This window comes from Paenibacillus xylanilyticus (assembly GCF_009664365.1).
In the GTDB taxonomy this organism is placed as follows: domain Bacteria; phylum Bacillota; class Bacilli; order Paenibacillales; family Paenibacillaceae; genus Paenibacillus; species Paenibacillus xylanilyticus_A.
The window spans coordinates 6,116,097-6,134,335 of sequence record NZ_CP044310.1 but is presented as its reverse complement, the minus strand read 5'-3'; the positions used below and the strand labels follow the sequence as shown (position 1 = coordinate 6,134,335).

The 18,239-nt window shown below is 50.1% G+C and carries 17 protein-coding genes; 8 read left to right on the top strand and 9 right to left on the bottom strand.

From position 1 onward, the window contains the following. Nucleotide 1: 1 nt before the first annotated feature. Nucleotides 2-1,903 carry a thiol reductant ABC exporter subunit CydC gene (cydC, locus tag F4V51_RS27375; RefSeq protein ID WP_153980314.1) on the top strand — a complete coding sequence of 634 codons (1,902 nt, stop codon included), beginning with the start codon at nt 2-4 and terminating at the stop codon, nt 1,901-1,903. Nucleotides 1,904-2,071: 168 nt separating this feature from the next. Here cydC and F4V51_RS27370 read toward each other — a convergent pair whose 3' ends face one another. From F4V51_RS27370 to F4V51_RS27360, 3 genes are all read right to left on the bottom strand, one after another. Then, nucleotides 2,072-3,031 (bottom strand): MraY family glycosyltransferase, encoded by a 960-nt coding sequence (locus F4V51_RS27370; RefSeq protein ID WP_095360332.1) that lies wholly within the window; start codon nt 3,029-3,031, stop codon nt 2,072-2,074. 128 nt (nt 3,032-3,159) lie between these two features. Then, nucleotides 3,160-3,966 carry a hypothetical protein gene (locus tag F4V51_RS27365; RefSeq protein WP_201281232.1) on the bottom strand — a complete coding sequence of 269 codons (807 nt, stop codon included), beginning with the start codon at nt 3,964-3,966 and terminating at the stop codon, nt 3,160-3,162. Between the two features lie 8 nt (nt 3,967-3,974). Beyond that, complete coding sequence (locus F4V51_RS27360) at nt 3,975-4,319, bottom strand: ArsR/SmtB family transcription factor (protein WP_390585202.1); 345 nt, start codon at nt 4,317-4,319, stop codon at nt 3,975-3,977. Between the two features lie 123 nt (nt 4,320-4,442). On the opposite strand from F4V51_RS27360, the gene F4V51_RS27355 reads away from it, so the two are divergent. Beyond that, entirely contained in the window at nt 4,443-4,817 is a 375-nt protein-coding gene (locus F4V51_RS27355; protein ID WP_153980312.1) for a nuclear transport factor 2 family protein, read from the top strand. 57 nt (nt 4,818-4,874) lie between these two features. Here the strand turns inward: F4V51_RS27355 and gntK are convergent, their stop codons facing one another. The 4 genes from gntK to F4V51_RS27335 all read right to left on the bottom strand — a co-directional run bounded on the left by gntK (nt 4,875) and on the right by F4V51_RS27335 (nt 9,633). Further along, a complete protein-coding gene (gntK, locus tag F4V51_RS27350) occupies nt 4,875-6,428 on the bottom strand; it encodes a gluconokinase (RefSeq protein ID WP_153980311.1) in 1,554 nt (517 codons plus the stop codon). Between the two features lie 85 nt (nt 6,429-6,513). Beyond that, nucleotides 6,514-7,341 (bottom strand): carbohydrate ABC transporter permease, encoded by an 828-nt coding sequence (locus F4V51_RS27345; protein WP_095290931.1) that lies wholly within the window; start codon nt 7,339-7,341, stop codon nt 6,514-6,516. A gap of 21 nt (nt 7,342-7,362) precedes the next feature. Continuing rightward, on the bottom strand, nt 7,363-8,313 hold the full coding sequence (locus tag F4V51_RS27340) for a carbohydrate ABC transporter permease (RefSeq protein ID WP_227779678.1): 951 nt from the start codon (nt 8,311-8,313) through the stop codon (nt 7,363-7,365). Between the two features lie 45 nt (nt 8,314-8,358). Next, nucleotides 8,359-9,633, bottom strand: a complete 1,275-nt coding sequence (locus tag F4V51_RS27335; protein WP_153980310.1) for an ABC transporter substrate-binding protein — start codon at nt 9,631-9,633, stop codon at nt 8,359-8,361. Nucleotides 9,634-9,957: 324 nt separating this feature from the next. Here F4V51_RS27335 and F4V51_RS27325 point away from each other — a divergent pair, with 324 nt between their 5' ends. From F4V51_RS27325 to F4V51_RS27305, 5 genes are all read left to right on the top strand, one after another. After that, entirely contained in the window at nt 9,958-10,725 is a 768-nt protein-coding gene (locus tag F4V51_RS27325) for a GTP cyclohydrolase II (protein WP_110758492.1), read from the top strand. Between the two features lie 246 nt (nt 10,726-10,971). Beyond that, entirely contained in the window at nt 10,972-11,550 is a 579-nt protein-coding gene (locus F4V51_RS27320) for a glycerol-3-phosphate responsive antiterminator (protein WP_153980885.1), read from the top strand. A gap of 82 nt (nt 11,551-11,632) precedes the next feature. Continuing rightward, nucleotides 11,633-13,120 carry a glycerol kinase GlpK gene (glpK, locus tag F4V51_RS27315; RefSeq protein ID WP_153980309.1) on the top strand — a complete coding sequence of 496 codons (1,488 nt, stop codon included), beginning with the start codon at nt 11,633-11,635 and terminating at the stop codon, nt 13,118-13,120. Nucleotides 13,121-13,522: 402 nt separating this feature from the next. Beyond that, complete coding sequence (locus tag F4V51_RS27310; RefSeq protein WP_153980308.1) at nt 13,523-15,181, top strand: glycerol-3-phosphate dehydrogenase/oxidase; 1,659 nt, start codon at nt 13,523-13,525, stop codon at nt 15,179-15,181. A gap of 68 nt (nt 15,182-15,249) precedes the next feature. Then, on the top strand, nt 15,250-16,254 hold the full coding sequence (locus F4V51_RS27305) for a Gfo/Idh/MocA family protein (protein WP_153980307.1): 1,005 nt from the start codon (nt 15,250-15,252) through the stop codon (nt 16,252-16,254). Nucleotides 16,255-16,367: 113 nt separating this feature from the next. Here the strand turns inward: F4V51_RS27305 and F4V51_RS27300 are convergent, their stop codons facing one another. Continuing rightward, on the bottom strand, nt 16,368-16,640 hold the full coding sequence (locus F4V51_RS27300) for a winged helix-turn-helix transcriptional regulator (RefSeq protein WP_236146850.1): 273 nt from the start codon (nt 16,638-16,640) through the stop codon (nt 16,368-16,370). 481 nt (nt 16,641-17,121) lie between these two features. Here F4V51_RS27300 and F4V51_RS27295 point away from each other — a divergent pair, with 481 nt between their 5' ends. Then, a complete protein-coding gene (locus tag F4V51_RS27295) occupies nt 17,122-17,493 on the top strand; it encodes a DoxX family protein (RefSeq protein WP_153980306.1) in 372 nt (123 codons plus the stop codon). A 201-nt stretch (nt 17,494-17,694) separates the two neighbouring features. On the opposite strand, the gene F4V51_RS27290 is transcribed toward F4V51_RS27295, so the two are convergent. Further along, nucleotides 17,695-18,213: an AbrB/MazE/SpoVT family DNA-binding domain-containing protein gene (locus tag F4V51_RS27290; RefSeq protein ID WP_153980305.1), complete on the bottom strand. Its 519-nt coding sequence runs from the start codon at nt 18,211-18,213 to the stop codon at nt 17,695-17,697. Nucleotides 18,214-18,239 lie beyond the last annotated feature (26 nt).

The window sequence follows — 18,239 nt, the reverse complement described above, 5'->3', positions numbered from 1 at the left end:
CATGGAAGCTGAACATGAGCAGATAGAAACGGCCCGAAACGGGCGTGTGAAGAGCAGCTGGATTTCTCCTTACGTGGTACAGTACCGCTGGAGATTTGCCGGAGTTATCGCACTGGGGACATGTGCTGCATGTTGTGCCGTCCTGCTGCTCTTTACCTCGGGGTTCCTGATCTCCAAGTCTGCGCTCCGCCCTGAAAACATTCTGATGGTATATGTACCGATTGTGGGTGTTCGTGCGTTCGGGATTTTTCGTGCGGTGTTTCGATATGCCGAGAGGCTGGCCGGTCATGATGCCGTACTGCGTGTGCTTGCCGATCAACGGGTGAAGCTGTATCGGATTTTGGAGCCCCAAGCCCTGTTCCTGCGTTCACGAATGCAAACGGGGGATGTGCTTGGTGCACTTGCAGAGGATGTCGAGCGGCTGCAGGATATTTATCTGCGTACGGTTTTTCCCGCCATCACGGCACTGATCCTGTACGGTGCGGCAGTTATCTCTTTTGGAACCGTGGATCTGGGTTTTGCATTGTGGATGGGTCTGTACTTGTTATTCCTTATTGGGTTGCTGCCAGCCATCACGCTAAAGATTACATGGAAACAGAAAGTACGGTTGAAAAAGGAGAACAGCCACCTATATACGCGCCTTACAGACGGTGTACTTGGCCTTGGAGACTGGCTGGCCAGTGGTCGGGCAGCAGAGTTTGTTCGTCTTCAGGAGGAGGGGGAGCAGCGGGCAGATTCCGTTCGGCGCAGCCTGCGAAGATGGACGCGCTGGCGTGACCTGATTGCACAATGTGTCATTGGACTGATGGTGGTGTCTGTGACATTGTGGGCAGGAAGCCAGGCTGCAGCAGGACAGCTGCCCGCCGTTATGATCGCGGCATTTGTATTGGTTCTATTTCCACTAACGGAAGCCTTACTGCCTGTGTCCGATGCGGTGGAGCGTATCCCCGAGTACCGCGAATCGCTGGATCGATTGCAGCATCTGGAGGGTAAGGGAAACGCTCCAGGTGCTACGTCAGGCAGAGATGAAACGGTGCAGGCGCCTGAAGTCCCTTCTGAATCAGCGGAGATGACGAATTGTTCACGGGATCAACGCATCCGTCTGCGTATCTCTCCGAAGCTGAGAGCAGATATTCGAATCGATCATGTAAGTTACCGCTATGCTTCCGAAGATGCCCATGCGGTACAGGGTGTTTCTCTTCATCTACCCCAAGGGAAACGGCTAGCCATCCTTGGGCGCAGTGGGGGAGGCAAATCCACACTGCTCAAACTGATTCAGGGTGCTCTGCTCCCTTCAGCAGGGGAAGTTCTGATCAATGATCAGCCTGTGCAGACGCTGGGGGAGAATGTACCTGATGTCATTGCAGTGCTAAATCAGAACCCGCATCTTTTCGATACAACGGTTGCGAACAATCTGAGGATTGGCCGTCCACATGCAACAGATGAGGAGATCAGACGCGTGGCCAACCAGGTCGGTTTGTCCGGCCTTATCGAGTCTCTTCCGCAGGGGTACAATACCCCGATGCTGGAGACGGGCATGCGCTTTTCGGGCGGCGAACGGCAGCGGATTGCCCTGGCCAGGGTACTGCTGCGGGAGACACCTGTCGTCATCTTCGATGAACCTACAGTGGGACTTGATCCTGTGACGGAACGCGCACTGATGCGCACCATTCTGGACAGCATGCAGGGCAAAACGATGATCTGGGTTACCCACCATCTCATTGGTGCTGAACAGATGGATGAGGTCATTTTTATGGAAAATGGACAGATTGCCATGCAGGGTTCTCACGAACAGCTGCTGGCTCGGGAAGAGCGTTATCGTCGCCTCGTCGAGCTCGACCGACCAGGATGGGCAGACTGGCAGAAGCCAGGGGTCCCGTTGCCGCCCGCAGCTTCCAGGTAAGTGTGGTTGGTTTCGAAGATTGAGTGCTGAGATCATGTTGATCGGATGAAAAGAGAAGACTTACTCCAAGGTATAAAGCTGATGAAAGGGTTATATCAGCCAAAAGACGAGCCCGTGGTTTCACGGGCTCGTCTTTTTTTAATTGATATGGAGCAATAGGGTCCGTCCCTACATTTCGACCAACATGAGAATGATGGAAGAGAGACAGAGGCAGGTACTGATGAGATATAAAACGCCAACTACCTGCTTATGGTTCAGCCCTGCACGCAGGAGGCGGTAATGAGCCTGGCTTGCATCGGCCTGATAGATGGCTTTGCCTTGGATGAAACGTTTGATAACGACAAAGATATTGTCGAAGATCGGTACACCAAGAGCCAGAATCGGGATGAATAGGGACAGCATGGTGGCTTGCTTGAATGCCCCATCAAGGGCAATGACAGCCAGAATGAAACCGAGGAATGTCGCACCGGCATCACCCATAAATACCTTGGCCGGAGGTTTATTGTATTTCAGATACCCAAGCGTTACACCGACAAGTACGATGGACATGAGTGCCGAATCGCTCTGGCCTTTGGCCAGGGCAACGACAAACAGCGTGACGGCCGAGATCGCTGACAATCCGCCAGCAAGCCCGTCCATGCCATCCGAGAAGTTAATGACCGTGGTTACACCGAAGATCCACAGGATCGTCAGAATGAACTGCAGCCAGAACGGAAGCATGACGTATTCCGAGGTCAGCGGGTTAACAAACCCGGTGAATGCAATGCCGGAAGCAAATACGAGCACGGCCGCAGAGATCTGAATGATCATTTTGGGCAGGGCGGGAAAGTCTTTGCCTTTTGTTTTGTACCAGTCATCAATGGTGCCAATCGTTAACAGAAGCATACCGCCTGCAACCAGTGCGGCTGTCTCCATGGACAACTGCTTCGTAAAAGCAATGTATGTCAGGAAGAATCCGGTGAATATCGCGTAACTCGCCGTCAGTGGAATAGGCTGCCTGTGCAGCTTGCGCTCTACGTCCTCCCGTGGCTTGTCCACAAAATCAAGGCGGTGTGCCAGGCGGCTAAGCGGAGGAATGAGCAGAAGCACGACAACAAAAGACAGCAAAAAGGCCATTATGTATACCATAAAATTGCTTGATTCACTCCCATCTACCATTTTTCCCCTATTATACGAGCTGGAGCGGAAATCTGTCGATGTCATTATTGTAACCTGCTTGAACGTACATGTTGGCAGAAAGCCAAAGTTCAGATCATTTATTGAAAATAAGATCCAAAGAAGTGGTTTGCTGTTTCCGCATGATAGCCGTCATCTCCTTGCCAGGTAGCGGCAAAGATAAAATCGCCGGAACCACCTTTGCCTCTTCTCGGCGTATCTCCAGGAATCAGCAGTCCAGCAGCAGCCCAGATCTCAATCAGGGCATCCCGCTCCTGTTTGCTCGAAGGGAGCAGACCTTTCCACAGCTTTTCAAGCGAACGGGCACTATCCTTGGGATCACCAGTCTGGCAGGCTGCGAGAAGCTGTTCAAGGATGGCCTTGTCTTCCGAGGTTACCTCGTAGCTTGAATCGTTATCAAGAAGCAGCAACTCCAGATCCATCAGGCAGTAGAGCAACCATCCATGACGGACCCCGCCCCATTTGATCCGCTCAAAATTCAGGACGTTCAGATCCGCGTTCACATACTGCTTGTCCGACTGTAACCTTAGGTAATTGCAATCCCCGCATGCACTGGTGTTGGCATGAAGCGCGGGCCGTTCCCCATAGGTGTGCAGAGGTAAACGTGAGGTGAGTGCCCAACTGGAGAGCGCACTGCGCAAATATACTTTTTTGGTAGACAGGCTATGCAGAAAAGCCGATACGACCCTGTCCTTCAAGGTGATGTCCTGATGAATTTCATGCAGACGCCGAACAATCTCGTCGTGGGTGGTGGTCTGCGGATCGAACATCACATGCTTGCTCTTGGCATATTCAAAATCATCTCCGGAGAATGGTGCACGTTCTGTCTTCCAGCCGCCACCTCCCCAGAATGTGGTCAGCAATATTTTTGCCGCTTTTTTATCCAACAATGCAATTAACCTCCTGTCGTATTCAATATTAATTCTACAAGACCGGGGAAACGACTGTTTAGATCATCCTTTCGCAAAGAGTAAAAATGCTGTTTGCCTTCTATACGTGGCTGGATCAGGCCTGCTTCACGAAGAATTTTGATGTGATGGGACAATGTGGATTTGGAAATATGGTCTACTTCGAAGGCGGAACAGTTTTTCTCGCCGGAGCTGGCCAGGCAGTGTGCAATCTTCATGCGCACCGGATCACCAAGTGCATTGCAGACCGTGGTAAACTCCATGTCCGAAGCCATGGGTATTGTAGGTGTTTTCATATCTATGACGGTAGCATATTGAAACGTCTCTTTCAATGTTTGATTTTTTTCGAACTGAGGGTTGTAAGGAGACTGAATCGTGTGATACATTGCTATTCAATAGTTCGAAATTATTCGAACTGTAATTCATATCGGTTTATGACCATCAGGAGGAACATCATGACTACCTTGTTAAACAACTATTTTCGTTTATTTGACGCTTCCCGTACGGACGCACGTGCAATGGAGGATTTACTGTCCCTGTTCACAGCGGATGCAGAGATTGTGTTGAACGGTACCAGCAGAAGGGGATTTGAAGGTTTTATGAAAGCATTCTACGAGTACAACATGGACGTCAAACATATGTGGGACGGGTGGGTTCTTCAGCCGGACGGCAGCTATCAGACGAACTGGGCCGTATGTGGGCAAGCTGCTGATGGCACGGTATATGCCAAAACAGGGATTGATATCGCCCGCGTGAATGATGAGGGACAGATTATGTATCTGGAAAATGTGCAGGACGACAAGGATGCATTCAGTAAATATAATCAGTAATGCTTTATAAGTAGTAAAAAAAAGGTGCCCTTAAATGGACACCTGTTTTTTCTGCAACTATTTCTGATGCATCGTTTTATTTTGAAAAGCAGCGATATCCGCATACTCTTCCTCAAATTTGCGGGAGATCCGAATAAAGATCGGCAGCAATTCCCGGTAGATGCGGACATGATCCGGGTCAGGCTGATGGCGATGTGTGGATCCGATCATGCCGGATACCGCACTCAGGGAATCAATTCGGCCAAGTGCATACAAGCCAAGCACGGCTGCACCAAGGCAGGAGCTCTCAATGCTTTCGGGAATAATGACATCCTGGTCGAAGATATCGGCCATCATCTGCCGCCATAATTCGGAGCGGGCGAAGCCACCCGTTGCCTGGATTTTGGTAGGACGGCCGATCTTCTCCTCAATAGCCAGCATGACCGTATACAGATTGAACAATACACCTTCCAAAGCTGCGCGGATCATGTGCTCCTTCTTATGATGAAGCGTCAGACCGAAGAACGAGCCGCGGGCATTCGGATTCCAGAGCGGAGCCCGCTCACCTGTCATGTACGGATGAAAGAGCAGACCTTCCGATCCTGGCGGTACATTTTCTGCGACACGCGTGAGCACTTCATAAGGATCGATCCCCAGCCGCTTCGCTGTTTCTACCTCAGAGGCTGCAAACTCGTCCCGAATCCAGCGGAAAATGACCCCGCCATTATTCACGGGCCCGCCAATCACCCACGCATCCTCGGTGAGGGCGTAACAGAAGAAACGTCCTTTTGGATCGGTAACCGGTTTGTCCACCACTGTACGAATGGCTCCGCTGGTGCCGATGGTCACTGCCACCACGCCAGGATCAATTGCATTTACGCCAAGATTGGAGAGCACACCGTCACTTGCCCCGATGACAAATGGCGTCGTGTCTGCAATGCCCATTTCCTTGGCATACTCCGGGTTTAGGCCTTGCTTGAGCACATGCGTGGTCGGCACAAGCCGGGATAAATGATCTGGTGTAATTCCTGCCACATGCAGGGCTTCCTCATCCCAGTCCAGCTTCTCCAGATTCATCATTCCGGTGGCAGACGCCATGGAGTGATCAATCACGTACTCATTGAACAGCTTAAGGAACACATATTCTTTCATGGAAATGAATTTGTGGGTTTGCTTGAACAGCTCCGGCTGTTCCCGGGTCAGCCACATGATCTTGGTCAGGGGTGACATCGGATGAATGGGTGTTCCTGTTCTCAGATAGATTTCATGACCATTCATTTCCGTTTTGAGTGCTTCGGTCCATTCCGCGCTGCGATTGTCTGCCCACGTCATGGCACGCATGAGCGGTTTGCCCTGCCCGTCAACAGGCAGGATGCTGTGCATTGCCGAGCTGAACGATACAAACAGAATCTCATCTGGTTTGACACCCGCCTTGAATGTCGCCTGTTTGACGGATTCTACAACAGCTTGAAAAATATCGTCCGCATCCTGCTCAGCAATCGCAGGAGTGGGGGTATACAGCGGATAATCGGCACCACCCTGAGCCACAATGGAACCGTTTTGTTCGAACAATACGGCCTTGGTGGATGTGGTGCCGATATCTACGCCAATCATATAGGGTGAAGAAGCCATTTTGTCATCCCTTTCTCTGAAGCATCTGGTATTTATCTTTAGATAAGAATATCAGACTTGAGGGATGGATCAAAATGCCGAGTCCTTAATCTTTCACTGCTCCAGCGGCAATGTCCGAAATGAACTGGCGGCTGATGAACAGGAACATGATAATGAGCGGAATAACAGCCAGCAGAGTACCGGCGATAACCATTGCATAATCCGTATTGTACAGTCCATTTAACTGTGAGAGGGCAATCTGCAGGGTGTATTTCCGTTCATCTGTCAGGACAATGAGCGGCCACAGGTAGTCGTTCCATACTCCGATAAAGGTAAATGCACCGAGAAACGCAAAAGCAGGTCGCAGGATGGGCAGCGCCACATTCCAATAGAGACGGAAGAAATTACAGCCGTCGATCCGGCCCGCATCGAGCAGGTCATTCGGGATGGACTCCGTGGCATACTGCCGAATCCAGAAGATGCCGAAGGCATTCACCATACCAGGGATAATCAGGGCCTTGAAGGAACCGACCCAACCGAACGTCGCCATGAGCACGAAGGAAGGCACAAGCGACAGCTGGGAAGGTACCATCATGGTGGCGAGCAGCAGGACGAAGAGCCACTTTTTGCCCGGAAACTCAAACTTCGCAAACGCAAAACCCGCTAATGAGTCGAAGAATAGCACGAGCACGGTCACCATGCCGGATACAAACAGTGTATTGACAAATGCACCCCAGAAGTCGATCTGCTGCAGCACCCGGCTGATATTATTCCACAGTTCTCCCCCGAACCAGAGCTGGGGCGGAAATGCATAGATGTCGGACGTTGTCCGTGTGGACATTACAATCAGCCAATAGAACGGGAACATGGAAATGAGCATGCCCCCGATAAGACCGGTATACAATACCAGCGATTTGAGGTATTTGGACGTCATGAGCGCTCCCCCCTTGTCACATCAGGATGACTTGCCTTGAACAAGCTTCCAGTTCACGATGGAGAACAGGGCGATAATGAGGAACATACCCCAACCCACCGCTGCACCATATCCGAAGTAGTTGTTGATGAACGATTCACGGTAAAGGTACAGAACAATGGTCATTCCGGCTGCGCCTGCACCGCCGTCGTTGCCCACAAGAATCTGAGGTTCGGTGAACAGCTGCATGCCGCCAATCGTTGATGTAATCACCGTGAAGAGAATTACAGGGCGCAGCATCGGAATTGTAATTCGGAAGAAGGACTGTATACCGGATGCGCCGTCAATTTTGGCTGCTTCATACAAGGTCTGCGGTATACTCTGAAGTCCGGCGAGATAAATAACAGCGTTGTACCCCGTCCAGCGCCAGACGACCATGGAGGAGATAGCCACTTTAATACCCCAAGGCGCATTAAGCCATTCCACGACCGGAAGCCCGACCGACTGCAGGAGATAGTTGAGAAAGCCATAGTTGTTGGCAAACAGTGCACCAAAGATGATCGCCACGGCCACGATGGAGGTGACGTTCGGAAGGAAGTAACCGACCCGAAACAGTGTACGGAACTTCACGAACGGCGCATGCAGCAAAAAGGCAACAATCAGGGCGAAGAACAGCATGGGAATGGTCGAGTATATCCAGATCATGAATGTATTGCCCACAGCCTGCCAGAACTCGGCATCCGTCAGCATGTATTTAAAATTGTTCAGCCCATTGTAGGTCATTACGCCAATGCCGTCCCACTTATGGAAGGCCAGGTACAATGAGAAACCGATGGGAAACAGTCCAAACACGGCAAAGAGAATATAAAACGGCGAGATCGCTGCATATAGGGCACGATGTTCCCAAATTTGGGACAGAAGAGATTTCTTCCGATCCAGGTCCGGACGCACGGCTCCGGGTTCGGGAGTGAGATGGGGTTCGGTTACAGCCATATGAATTCCTCCTTATGCGGATATCGAACACACACGTTCTTCAGGTCAACGCTGGAGTTCCCGCTCTACGCGGTGTACGGTATCGGTCCAGACCTGCTGGGCATCGGCATTTTGCTTCGCGACATCATTCAGGCGCCGGGTAATAATGTTGTGTACCGATGGGTAACGTTCACCAAAAAAAGCGTCTGGAACATGCTGTGCCGATTCGGCAAATACAGACCCTGTCGCCTGTCCGCCGAAGAAAGGCTCCTCTTCTTTCATGGCGGGAGAGTCGAACACACCCGGCGCAGAAGGGAAGAGGTTCAACGTCTGATATTGCTCCAGCTGATTTTCCGGACTCTGCAGCCAGCGCACCAGCTCGAAGGCTTCCTGAGGATGCTCACTGGACTTCAGAATGGACAGGAACGAACCGCCGTTATTGCCATCTCCGCCAGGAGCACGGGCCACCCGCCATTTACCCGATGTATCTGGCGCGGCTTCCTGCAGCACCTGCTTCATCCAGACCGCACCCACGAAGGAGGCAATTTCCCCATTATTCATCGCTGCATTCCAGCCTGGAGTCCAGCCGTCTGCATTCGCCAGCAATCCCTTTTGCTTGAAATCAATGGCGGTATCCCAGCTTGTTCGTACCAGAGGAGAATCCATGCCGATAAACGAACCATCCGGGCGGAAGTAGCGCTCAGCTCCTTGGGACAGGACTTGATTGTAAACGCTTCCAATGTTATCGGTTAGAAATACCTTGCCCCCAAGTTTCTCCTTGATCTGTTCGCCTGCTGCGGCGTATGCTTCCCAGCTATTCAGCTGACGGCTTACCTCAGCGGGTTCAGATGGCAGCCCAGCCTCCTTGAAGAGGTCTGCCCGGTAAAAGAGGGCTGTCGGTCCCGTATCCATCGGGAAACCGATCATCTGTCCGCTGGGCGTGACGCCCTGCTTCCATTTCCACTCAAGATACTGGTCTTCGACGTCCCCAGCGCCGAGATCATACAGGTTATAGAAACGGTCTTCACTGGGGAACAGTTCCATGATCCAGTCGTTTAGGGCAACAATATCGGGCTCGCCTGATTTGGCGGCCAGCGTTGTCTTGAGCTTCGCCTTGAAGTCACCGCCGATCTTCTGGGCAGTCAGTTCTATATTGGGGAACTGTTCCCTGGCCTTGGCAATCAGCTTATCATCAATGGAACGGTTCCAGTACCATAGTGTAAGCGCTACCTTTTTGTTGTTCGCAGAATCGTCTTGTCCTGGCCAGATGGAGCATCCGCTTATAAGCAGGACGCAGACCATCATGATGGCTGTCCAGCAGGTTTTTTTCCGGCGGATCATGTGCACAACCCCCTCATCGTTAAGTTCGAGGCATGAAGTACTTTGGACTACAACATCATTCTATGAGCAGTTTATAAACTCATACCCAATATTCCGAAAATGAAACACAAATTTGTGTCGGTTTCGTATCCTGATTTTATTAGTTACTTTAAAAACAAAAGTTACTTGACACAATATAATTTTTATTTTAAACTTGCTTACATAAAGTAACTAATGATGATGACAATAATATAGATACGTACTATAAACGTCCAGTGATCTTTTTTCGGTCTGGATACGAATCAATCTGTATATCAAATGGCTTAACAGGAGGAAACAAACATTATGATTAATTCACATATTATTCAACTACTTGCCCCCAAAATCCAGACTTTTCCGAGTGGAAAAGAATTTATATATCTGGTTGGACCGATTAAGCTCCCGGTCAATCTGGATGGAGAGACGCATACATTCCAGTGGTACAGCTGGCTGAAATCGGATAAGGTCATGGAGAGCGGCGAGCTGATTGAATCGCTGGCTACTGCAGAACTGGCAGAACGTCAGCAGTCGAGTGTGCTCGTATACGGCGATTTTGCCGAAGCGCAGGAAGCACTGATCCGGATGCACAGCATCTGTCATACAGGCGATATTTTTGGCAGCAAGCGCTGTGATTGCGGCTTCCAGCTGGAGCAATCCATGAAAATGATCGCAGCCCATGGAGCGGGTGCCTTGTTCTACCTGGCGAACCATGAAGGTCGCGGGATCGGTCTGTTCAGCAAAGCGATGGCGTACATCCTCCAAGAGGAAGGTCTGGATACCGTAGATGCGAACCTGCAGCTTGGCTTTACGGATGATGCTCGTAACTACGACGATGCCATCGCTGTATTGCGTGCACTGCGTTCTGCACCGGTTACGTTGATTACCAACAATCCGCGGAAGCTGGCTGCACTGCAGGAAGCGGGACTGAATGTGGGTGGACGTGTTCCGCTGTGGGGCGATCGCTCGGCGTTTAATGAGAAATACCTGCAAACGAAAGTAAGTCGTTCGGGTCACTTGGCAGAGAATGATGGCTGGGCCGGGGCTGATGTACTGCTTCCGCATGCGCAGGCTTAAATTTCACCTTAAGTGTTAACCTTAAGTGTTAAATTAGCGTTGATTCCAGTGAAGGTATCTTGCTGTGCAATCGACAAAAAGTGGCTGTTGTTGTTCACTCCTTAGGGGTGTATGACAACGGCCTTTTGGTGTTTACGACAGAGCAATGAACACTATGGGGATGCTTTCTAGTGCCGGGCTCTGCTTGCCGATCTACCATACGGATTATACAATATAGGCAATCTGAATGATGCAGGAGGAACGATGGTGCCATTTGAGGGACAGAGCATGTTACCCGCTGCCAAGAGCATGAAGCAGTTCGAAGCGATTATTGATGGCCCTTACACCTATGGGGTTTTGCTGGATACCCACATTGCCCAGTTGAACAGCTTGCTGGATGAGGCAAGGCGGCGAAGCAAAAAAATCCTGCTGCATGCCGATCTGGTCCAAGGGCTGAAGAACGATGAGTACGCGGCAGAATATTTGTGTCAGCATATTCGTCCTGCGGGTTTGATCTCTACACGGGCCACAGTGATTCAAAAGGCGAAACAAAAGGGGATCACCGCGATTCAGCGGGTGTTTTTGCTGGATACAAATGCCTTGGAGAAAAGTTATCAACTGCTGACGAAGACACAGCCGGATTATATTGAAGTGCTTCCTGGCGTTATTCCGCATATTATTACCGAGGTAGCGGAACGGACGGGGATTCCCATTATTGCCGGAGGGCTGATCCGGTCTGCCCAAGAGGTTGAGCTCGCGCTGCAGGCCGGTGCAACAGCGGTGACCACGTCCAATTTTGACCTGATTCGACATTTTGGGGAATCGCTTACAGAACCGAAACAATAGCATGAATTTCAACATTATTGCATCTGTCAATCAGGCACCTGGGATATCGAATGATGCAATATGCGAACAGGAGGTTGTCGATATGGAAAAGTATATTATGGCTCTTGATCAGGGAACCACGAGTTCACGGGCTATTTTGTTTAACCACAATGGGGAGATTGTACATATTGCTCAGCAGGAGTTTCCGCAGTACTTCCCCAAGCCGGGTTGGGTTGAGCAGAATGCGAATGAAATCTGGAGCTCCATTCTTGCGGTTATGGCTTCTTGCTTGGCAGAGAGCGGCATTAAGCCTGCTCAGATTGCCGGAATCGGGATTACGAACCAGCGCGAGACGGTTGTGGTGTGGGATAAGGAAACAGGTCGCCCTATCTATAATGCGGTAGTCTGGCAGTCGAGACAAACTGCTGATATCTGTGATGAGCTGAAGACGAAGGGCTTGGCTAACCTTTTTCGTGAGAAAACGGGACTGCTTATTGATCCCTATTTTTCCGGTACGAAAGTCAAGTGGGTTCTGGACCATGTGCCAGGAGCGCGTGAACGCGCGGAGCAGGGAGAACTGCTATTTGGCACAATCGACAGCTGGCTGATCTGGAAGCTCAGCGGAGGTACCCATGTAACGGACGTATCCAATGCTTCCCGTACATTGATGTACAACATCTATGATCTGCAATGGGATGATGAACTGCTCCATATTCTCGATATTCCAAAAGCAATGCTGCCGGAAGTGCGAGGCTCCTCTGAAGTGTATGCGCACACGATGGATTATCATTTCTTCGGCCACCGGGTTCCCATTGCTGGCGCAGCGGGGGATCAGCAGGCAGCTCTATTTGGTCAGGGATGTTATCACAAGGGCAGTATGAAAAACACATATGGTACCGGGTGCTTCATGCTCATGAATACCGGGAAAGATCCGGTAAAGTCGGACCATGGATTGATCACAACGATCGCATGGGGTGTTGATGGCAAGGTAGAGTATGCACTTGAAGGCAGCATTTTTGTGGCGGGTTCTGCCATTCAGTGGCTTCGTGACGGATTAAGGATGCTGCGTTCCTCCAAGGATAGTGAGGATTATGCTGCACGGGTACCCTCGACAGATGGTGTGTATATGGTACCGGCCTTCGTCGGGCTAGGTAGTCCATATTGGGACAGCGAGGTCAAGGGCGCCGTATTCGGTCTGACACGCGGCACCACGAAGGAACATTTTATTCGAGCGACGCTTGAAGCGCTAGCGTATCAGACCAAAGATGTCCTGGCGGCCATGGAATCCGATTCGGGGATTGCTGTCGATTCGTTACGCGTCGATGGCGGTGCAGCGGCCAATGACTTTCTGATGCAATTCCAGAGCGACATTCTGGGCATTCCGGTTGAGCGTCCAACGGTGAACGAGACAACGGCTCTGGGGGCAGCTTATTTGGCAGGTCTTGCTGTCGGATACTGGGAAAGTGCGGATGAGCTGAAGAATCATGAGAACACGGAGCGCGTATTCAATTCGCTGATGGAAGAGGATACCAGAAATGATCTGTACGCCGGTTGGCAGCGAGCAGTGAAGGCTGCCATGTCCTTCAAATAAGTAGGAATATGAATATATAGCTATTTGTACTTTTTCATTAAACAAATTCAATAGATGATAATTACTGGTGGAAAATGATGCATAACTTACAGGGGATATTTTCCTGGAGAACGAAATGCATATATCCATGATTAGGAAAATAAAGAGGTTAGTGGATCAGTTTGAAATTACGTCCTTGGACAGAACGATTTTTTGAAATTTTTTTGAATAATGTGTCATTTCAGGCCTTCACGCCGCTCAAAATGTGTGATAGGATTAAGGCACAAGTTAAAAAATGATGTCTGGAGATCGGGAGAGACCACGTACCGCTCAGCAATTGCTGCAGCGAATGACGTGGTCTTTTTTTGTTCATTTTTGAAGATGGGTTAGCAAAAATAAAGGAAATGAATGGGAGGCATACCGATGACTTCATCTTTCTCGGCAGCGATGCGCGGCGAGTATCTTCAATCCATGGCGAATGCACATTTTGACATATTGGTTATAGGCGGAGGGATCACGGGGGCAGGCATTGCCCTTGATGCCGTGTCCCGCGGACTGAAGACCGCGCTGGTTGAAATGCAGGATTTTGCAGCGGGCACGTCCAGCCGTTCAACCAAACTGGTCCACGGAGGGTTACGATATCTGAAGCAGTTTGAAGTGAAAATGGTAGCGGAGGTAGGACGCGAACGGGCAATTGTCTATGAAAATGGACCTCATGTGACGACACCGGAGCCGATGCTCCTGCCCATCTATACGGGAGGTACGTTTGGGCGCTTCAGCACCTCGATTGGTTTGATGGTGTATGACCGGCTCGCGGGTGTGAAGCGCAGCGAGCGCCGTACGATGCTGAACGCTGGAGCTGTCTCGGACAGCGAACCTTTGCTGCGCCGAGAGGGACTGTTGGGTGGCGGGTTATATGTGGAATACCGGACGGATGACGCACGGCTTACCATCGAAGTGATGAAAGAAGCGGTAAAGCGTGGAGCACAAGCTGTGAATTATGTAAAGGCAGGCGGATTTGTGAAGGAAAATGGAAAGATCATTGGCATCCAGGCTACGGACCAGATCACAGGCCAGCGTGTTCAATTAAGGGCAAGCAAGGTCATCAATGCTTCGGGTCCATGGGTGGATGAACTCCGCGAGGTAGATGGTTCACGTCAGGGCAAGACGCTGCAAATGACCAAAGGCATTCATCTGGTGTTCGACGGATCAAGGTTTCCTCTACGGCAAGCAGTATATTTTGATACCCCCGATGGGCGAATGGTTTTCGCAGTTCCACGCGATGGCAAAACATACGTGGGTACTACGGATACTGTTTTCCGAGATGACCCGGCGCAGCCTCTGATCTCTGAAGCAGATCGGGATTATCTAATCGATGCGGTAAATGGCATGTTTCCAGATATTCAGATTTGTGCCGAAGATGTGGAATCGGGCTGGGCTGGCATACGTCCATTAATCCATGAGGAGGGCAAGAGTCCTTCCGAAATCTCACGCAAGGATGAAGTGTGGGTCTCCCCTTCCGGACTGATCACCATTGCGGGAGGCAAGCTGACCGGGTATCGCAAAATGGCTGAAATGGTCGTTGATCTGGCAGCTCGGGAGCTGAAGCAGGAAACAGGGAAATCGATGGGGCCATGCATAACGAAGAAGTTGCCGATTTCCGGTGGGCACGTTGGTGGCTCAGCAGGATATTCCGTCTATGTAGAGCGCAAGATTAAGGATGGGGTAGCGCTCGGACTCCATCGGCAAGCTGCAGAGCGGCTGGCTCGTACCTATGGATCCAATGTGGATGCCCTGTATGACCGGCTGCCTGATCCACGGGCCAAGGCCGAACGGCATGGCATGCCGCAGGAACTGCTGCTCATGCTGAATTATGCAATTGAGGAAGAAATGGCCGTAACCCCGGCAGACTTCCTGGTGCGACGAACAGGCGATTTATTTTTCCGAATTGACGAGGTGCGTCAGTATAAGTCGGCAGTTATCCAATACATGAATGATCGGCTGTACTGGACGGATGAGCAGAGAACAGGGTATGAACAAGAGCTGGACCGGCTGATATTGGGGGCATCTGGCAAAATATAATGCAGGATTTTGTATGATGGGGTCGAATGGAACATGTAAGCGCGTAACAAAGAGAGGGGATTACATCCATGACGTTACAGATCGGCATCATTGGAACAGGTTGGTTCAGCAAAGTCCATGCAGATATTTTGGCACGAATGGAAGGCGTCCGTGTGGCAAGTGTGCTCGGGACCACCTTGGAGAAAGCTGAGGCGATGGCTTCCGTGTATGACGCAGCCGGCTACAGCGAGCTTGAACATATGCTGGATGGGGAGAAGCTGGATGCAGTTTACATCTGCGTTCCGCCAATGTCACATGGTTCAATTGAATCGGAACTGATTCGTCGGGGCATCCCTTTCCTTGTAGAGAAACCACTAAGTACAGGAATGGATATTCCGCGCAAGATTTTAGATCAGGTGAAGGATACAGGTTTGCTTACTTCGGTAGGTTATCACTTCCGCTATCAGGAAGCTGCGCAGGTGCTTCGGGGGGCAATGCAGGATCAGACGATCGGCATGGCACTTGGACGCTGGATGGGCGGTATGCCAGGCGTAGCCTGGTGGCGCCGTCAGGAAGGATCCGGAGGACAGTTTGTCGAGCAGACAACACATATTGTCGATTTGCTCCGGTACTGTGCAGGAGAAGTTACTGAGGTATATGCTGCAGCAGCCCAGCGTGTGATGCATGAGAAGCACGATCATGTTACCGTAGCAGATGTAGCGAATGTTACGCTTAAGCTGGAGAGCGGTGCCATTGCGAGCATTGCCAATACATGCCTGCTGCCGGATGGAGAAGGCGGTGCCGGACTTCAGTTCTACACGGAAGCCGGAGTATGGGACTGGACACCGGATCGTCTGCTGCTGCCGAGTGCTGCTGCTCACGCGATGGCAGGTCAGGAGATTCCGGCAGGACATAATCCGTATGAGCGGGAGAACGAGGCGTTCATTCATGCTCTTCGGACGGGTGACCGTACGCGGATTCTGTCTGATTACGCGGATGCCTGCCGTACACAGGAGATTACAACAGCAGCGCTGGCATCGGCCGATTCCGGTCTGCCGGTGCAGCTGAAGCCTACTAAGAATCTCTCGCATTAATCCTTCTAATCATCTAATGGCAGTTCAAGAAAAAAGCCTGAATGGGAAGCTGATATGGAGAAGATCAGCACCATTCAGGCTTTTGGTGTTTTAGATTAGAGCGATCTGCACTGCTATCGTTTCAGCCAGTCGGAGGACCAGCCATAAATTTGGTTGATCACCGGCTCAATAGCCTTGCCTTTGGGAGTCAGCTCGTATTCAACCCGTGGCGGAATTTCAGGATACATATGACGGGTTACGATGCCTTCCATCTCCATTTCCTTCAAACGCTCGGATAACAAACGGCCGCTAATGGCCATTTCCGCTTCCAGCTCTGTGAAGCGCTTAGGTCCGGAGAGCAGCTGATACATGATCAGCAGAACCCACTTCTTACCAATGATGTCCATAGCTTGTGTGATCAAACAGGGACTTGGTGATTTTGCTTTTCTCAGCTTCAACGTGTTCACCTCAATTCGCATAACAATGTTGGAATAGTCTAATTGTCTTGTATATAAAAAAGTGCCTGGCTTACCGCCACTCTGACGAAAAATAAGAAGCATTCATTCCTATAGGTTACGGCAAAAATCCATGCAACAACCCTTTTGTATGTATTATACACTATTTATCAAAAAATTACTTGAATAAATAATCTTATTATTATATACTCACTTCATAAAAGTAAGCCAGTATCCAATAATACCTAATAGATAGATTTAGACCACATTAATTGTTAACATGTTGGCTTGAAAACCGAGTCGTCGCAAGACGGCTTTGACATAGATTTAGCATCTTGCAGATTTGAATTGAATTTGGCATGTGCAGCAGGCAAGATGCTCCCGCTTTTCTTTTCATCTAACCTTTAGATCAGTTACAGGAGGAACATACATAATGAGAATTATTGGATATATTTTTCTGGTCGTGCTTGCAGGTGTATTTGTAATGACGGGGCTTAACAAGGTAATGGGTGCTGAGATGATGGTGCAGACGTTCGAGAGCTTCTCGTATCCCAAGTGGACGATGTATTTGCTCGGTGCGGTAGAATTGCTTAGTGCAGTGGGCTTATTGATCCCTCGTACCCGCATGGTAGCAGCAGGTGTCCTGACATTTATTCTGATTGGTGCAATCGGAAGTCATCTGATCTACGGACAATACGGGGCTATTGCTCTTCCGGCAATCCTGCTTGTTGCCAATATTGTTGTTCTGGCGATCGGTATGCGCAAGCTGGAGGAAGAGGAGGTTCTGGAAGTCATTCAAGCATGACCTAATTAGAGCAATATATAGATTGAATAATTCAAAGAGGGCGGCTGCCAAAACAGCTGCCCTCTTTTACGATACCATTATTTAATTCATTTTTCTTTAGAGGATAAAAAAAGAAGAACCCACACATACACAGGGTTCTCTTGCAGTAGGACTTCCTTATCGGGAAGATCTCCTGATTATAAATAATAAAATGAAATCGTATTATAGCAATTTCTTTAATTGGGAGACGCGTCCTTGGCTAATACCAAGCTTTTCCGCAATCTGCTGCTGAGCCAAATCAGGATTCTGTTCAACAATTTCTTTCATCTGTTGCAGCATGCGAGCCGTCTTGGGCCGCAGGTCAGGATACTCAGTGCTGGCAGGTACAGTTCCCTCATCCCATGTGGGGGACGAGACTTTGGCGGATTCGGAAGCAGGACGCTCCACGGCTGCAGGAGCCTGTTTGTTCTGAGGAACGAACCATTCGGGAGTGTCATCCGGGTGTTTTAATTGAACAGCACACGTCCGGCAGATGAATTGCTCTTTGAAATACATTTCCGTATCCATATCACCGCAAAACACACACAACGTTGATTTGTACTTTCTCAAAATCAACTCTTTCCCTTCAATGAAAAACTCAAGCGGATCGCCGATATGGATTTCCATCGTATCCCGCATTTCCTTGGGAAGGACAATTCGTCCAAGGCGGTCCAGAGATCTCTTCATTCCGGTTCTTTTCATCGCATCTCCCCCGCAATATTCGCTTA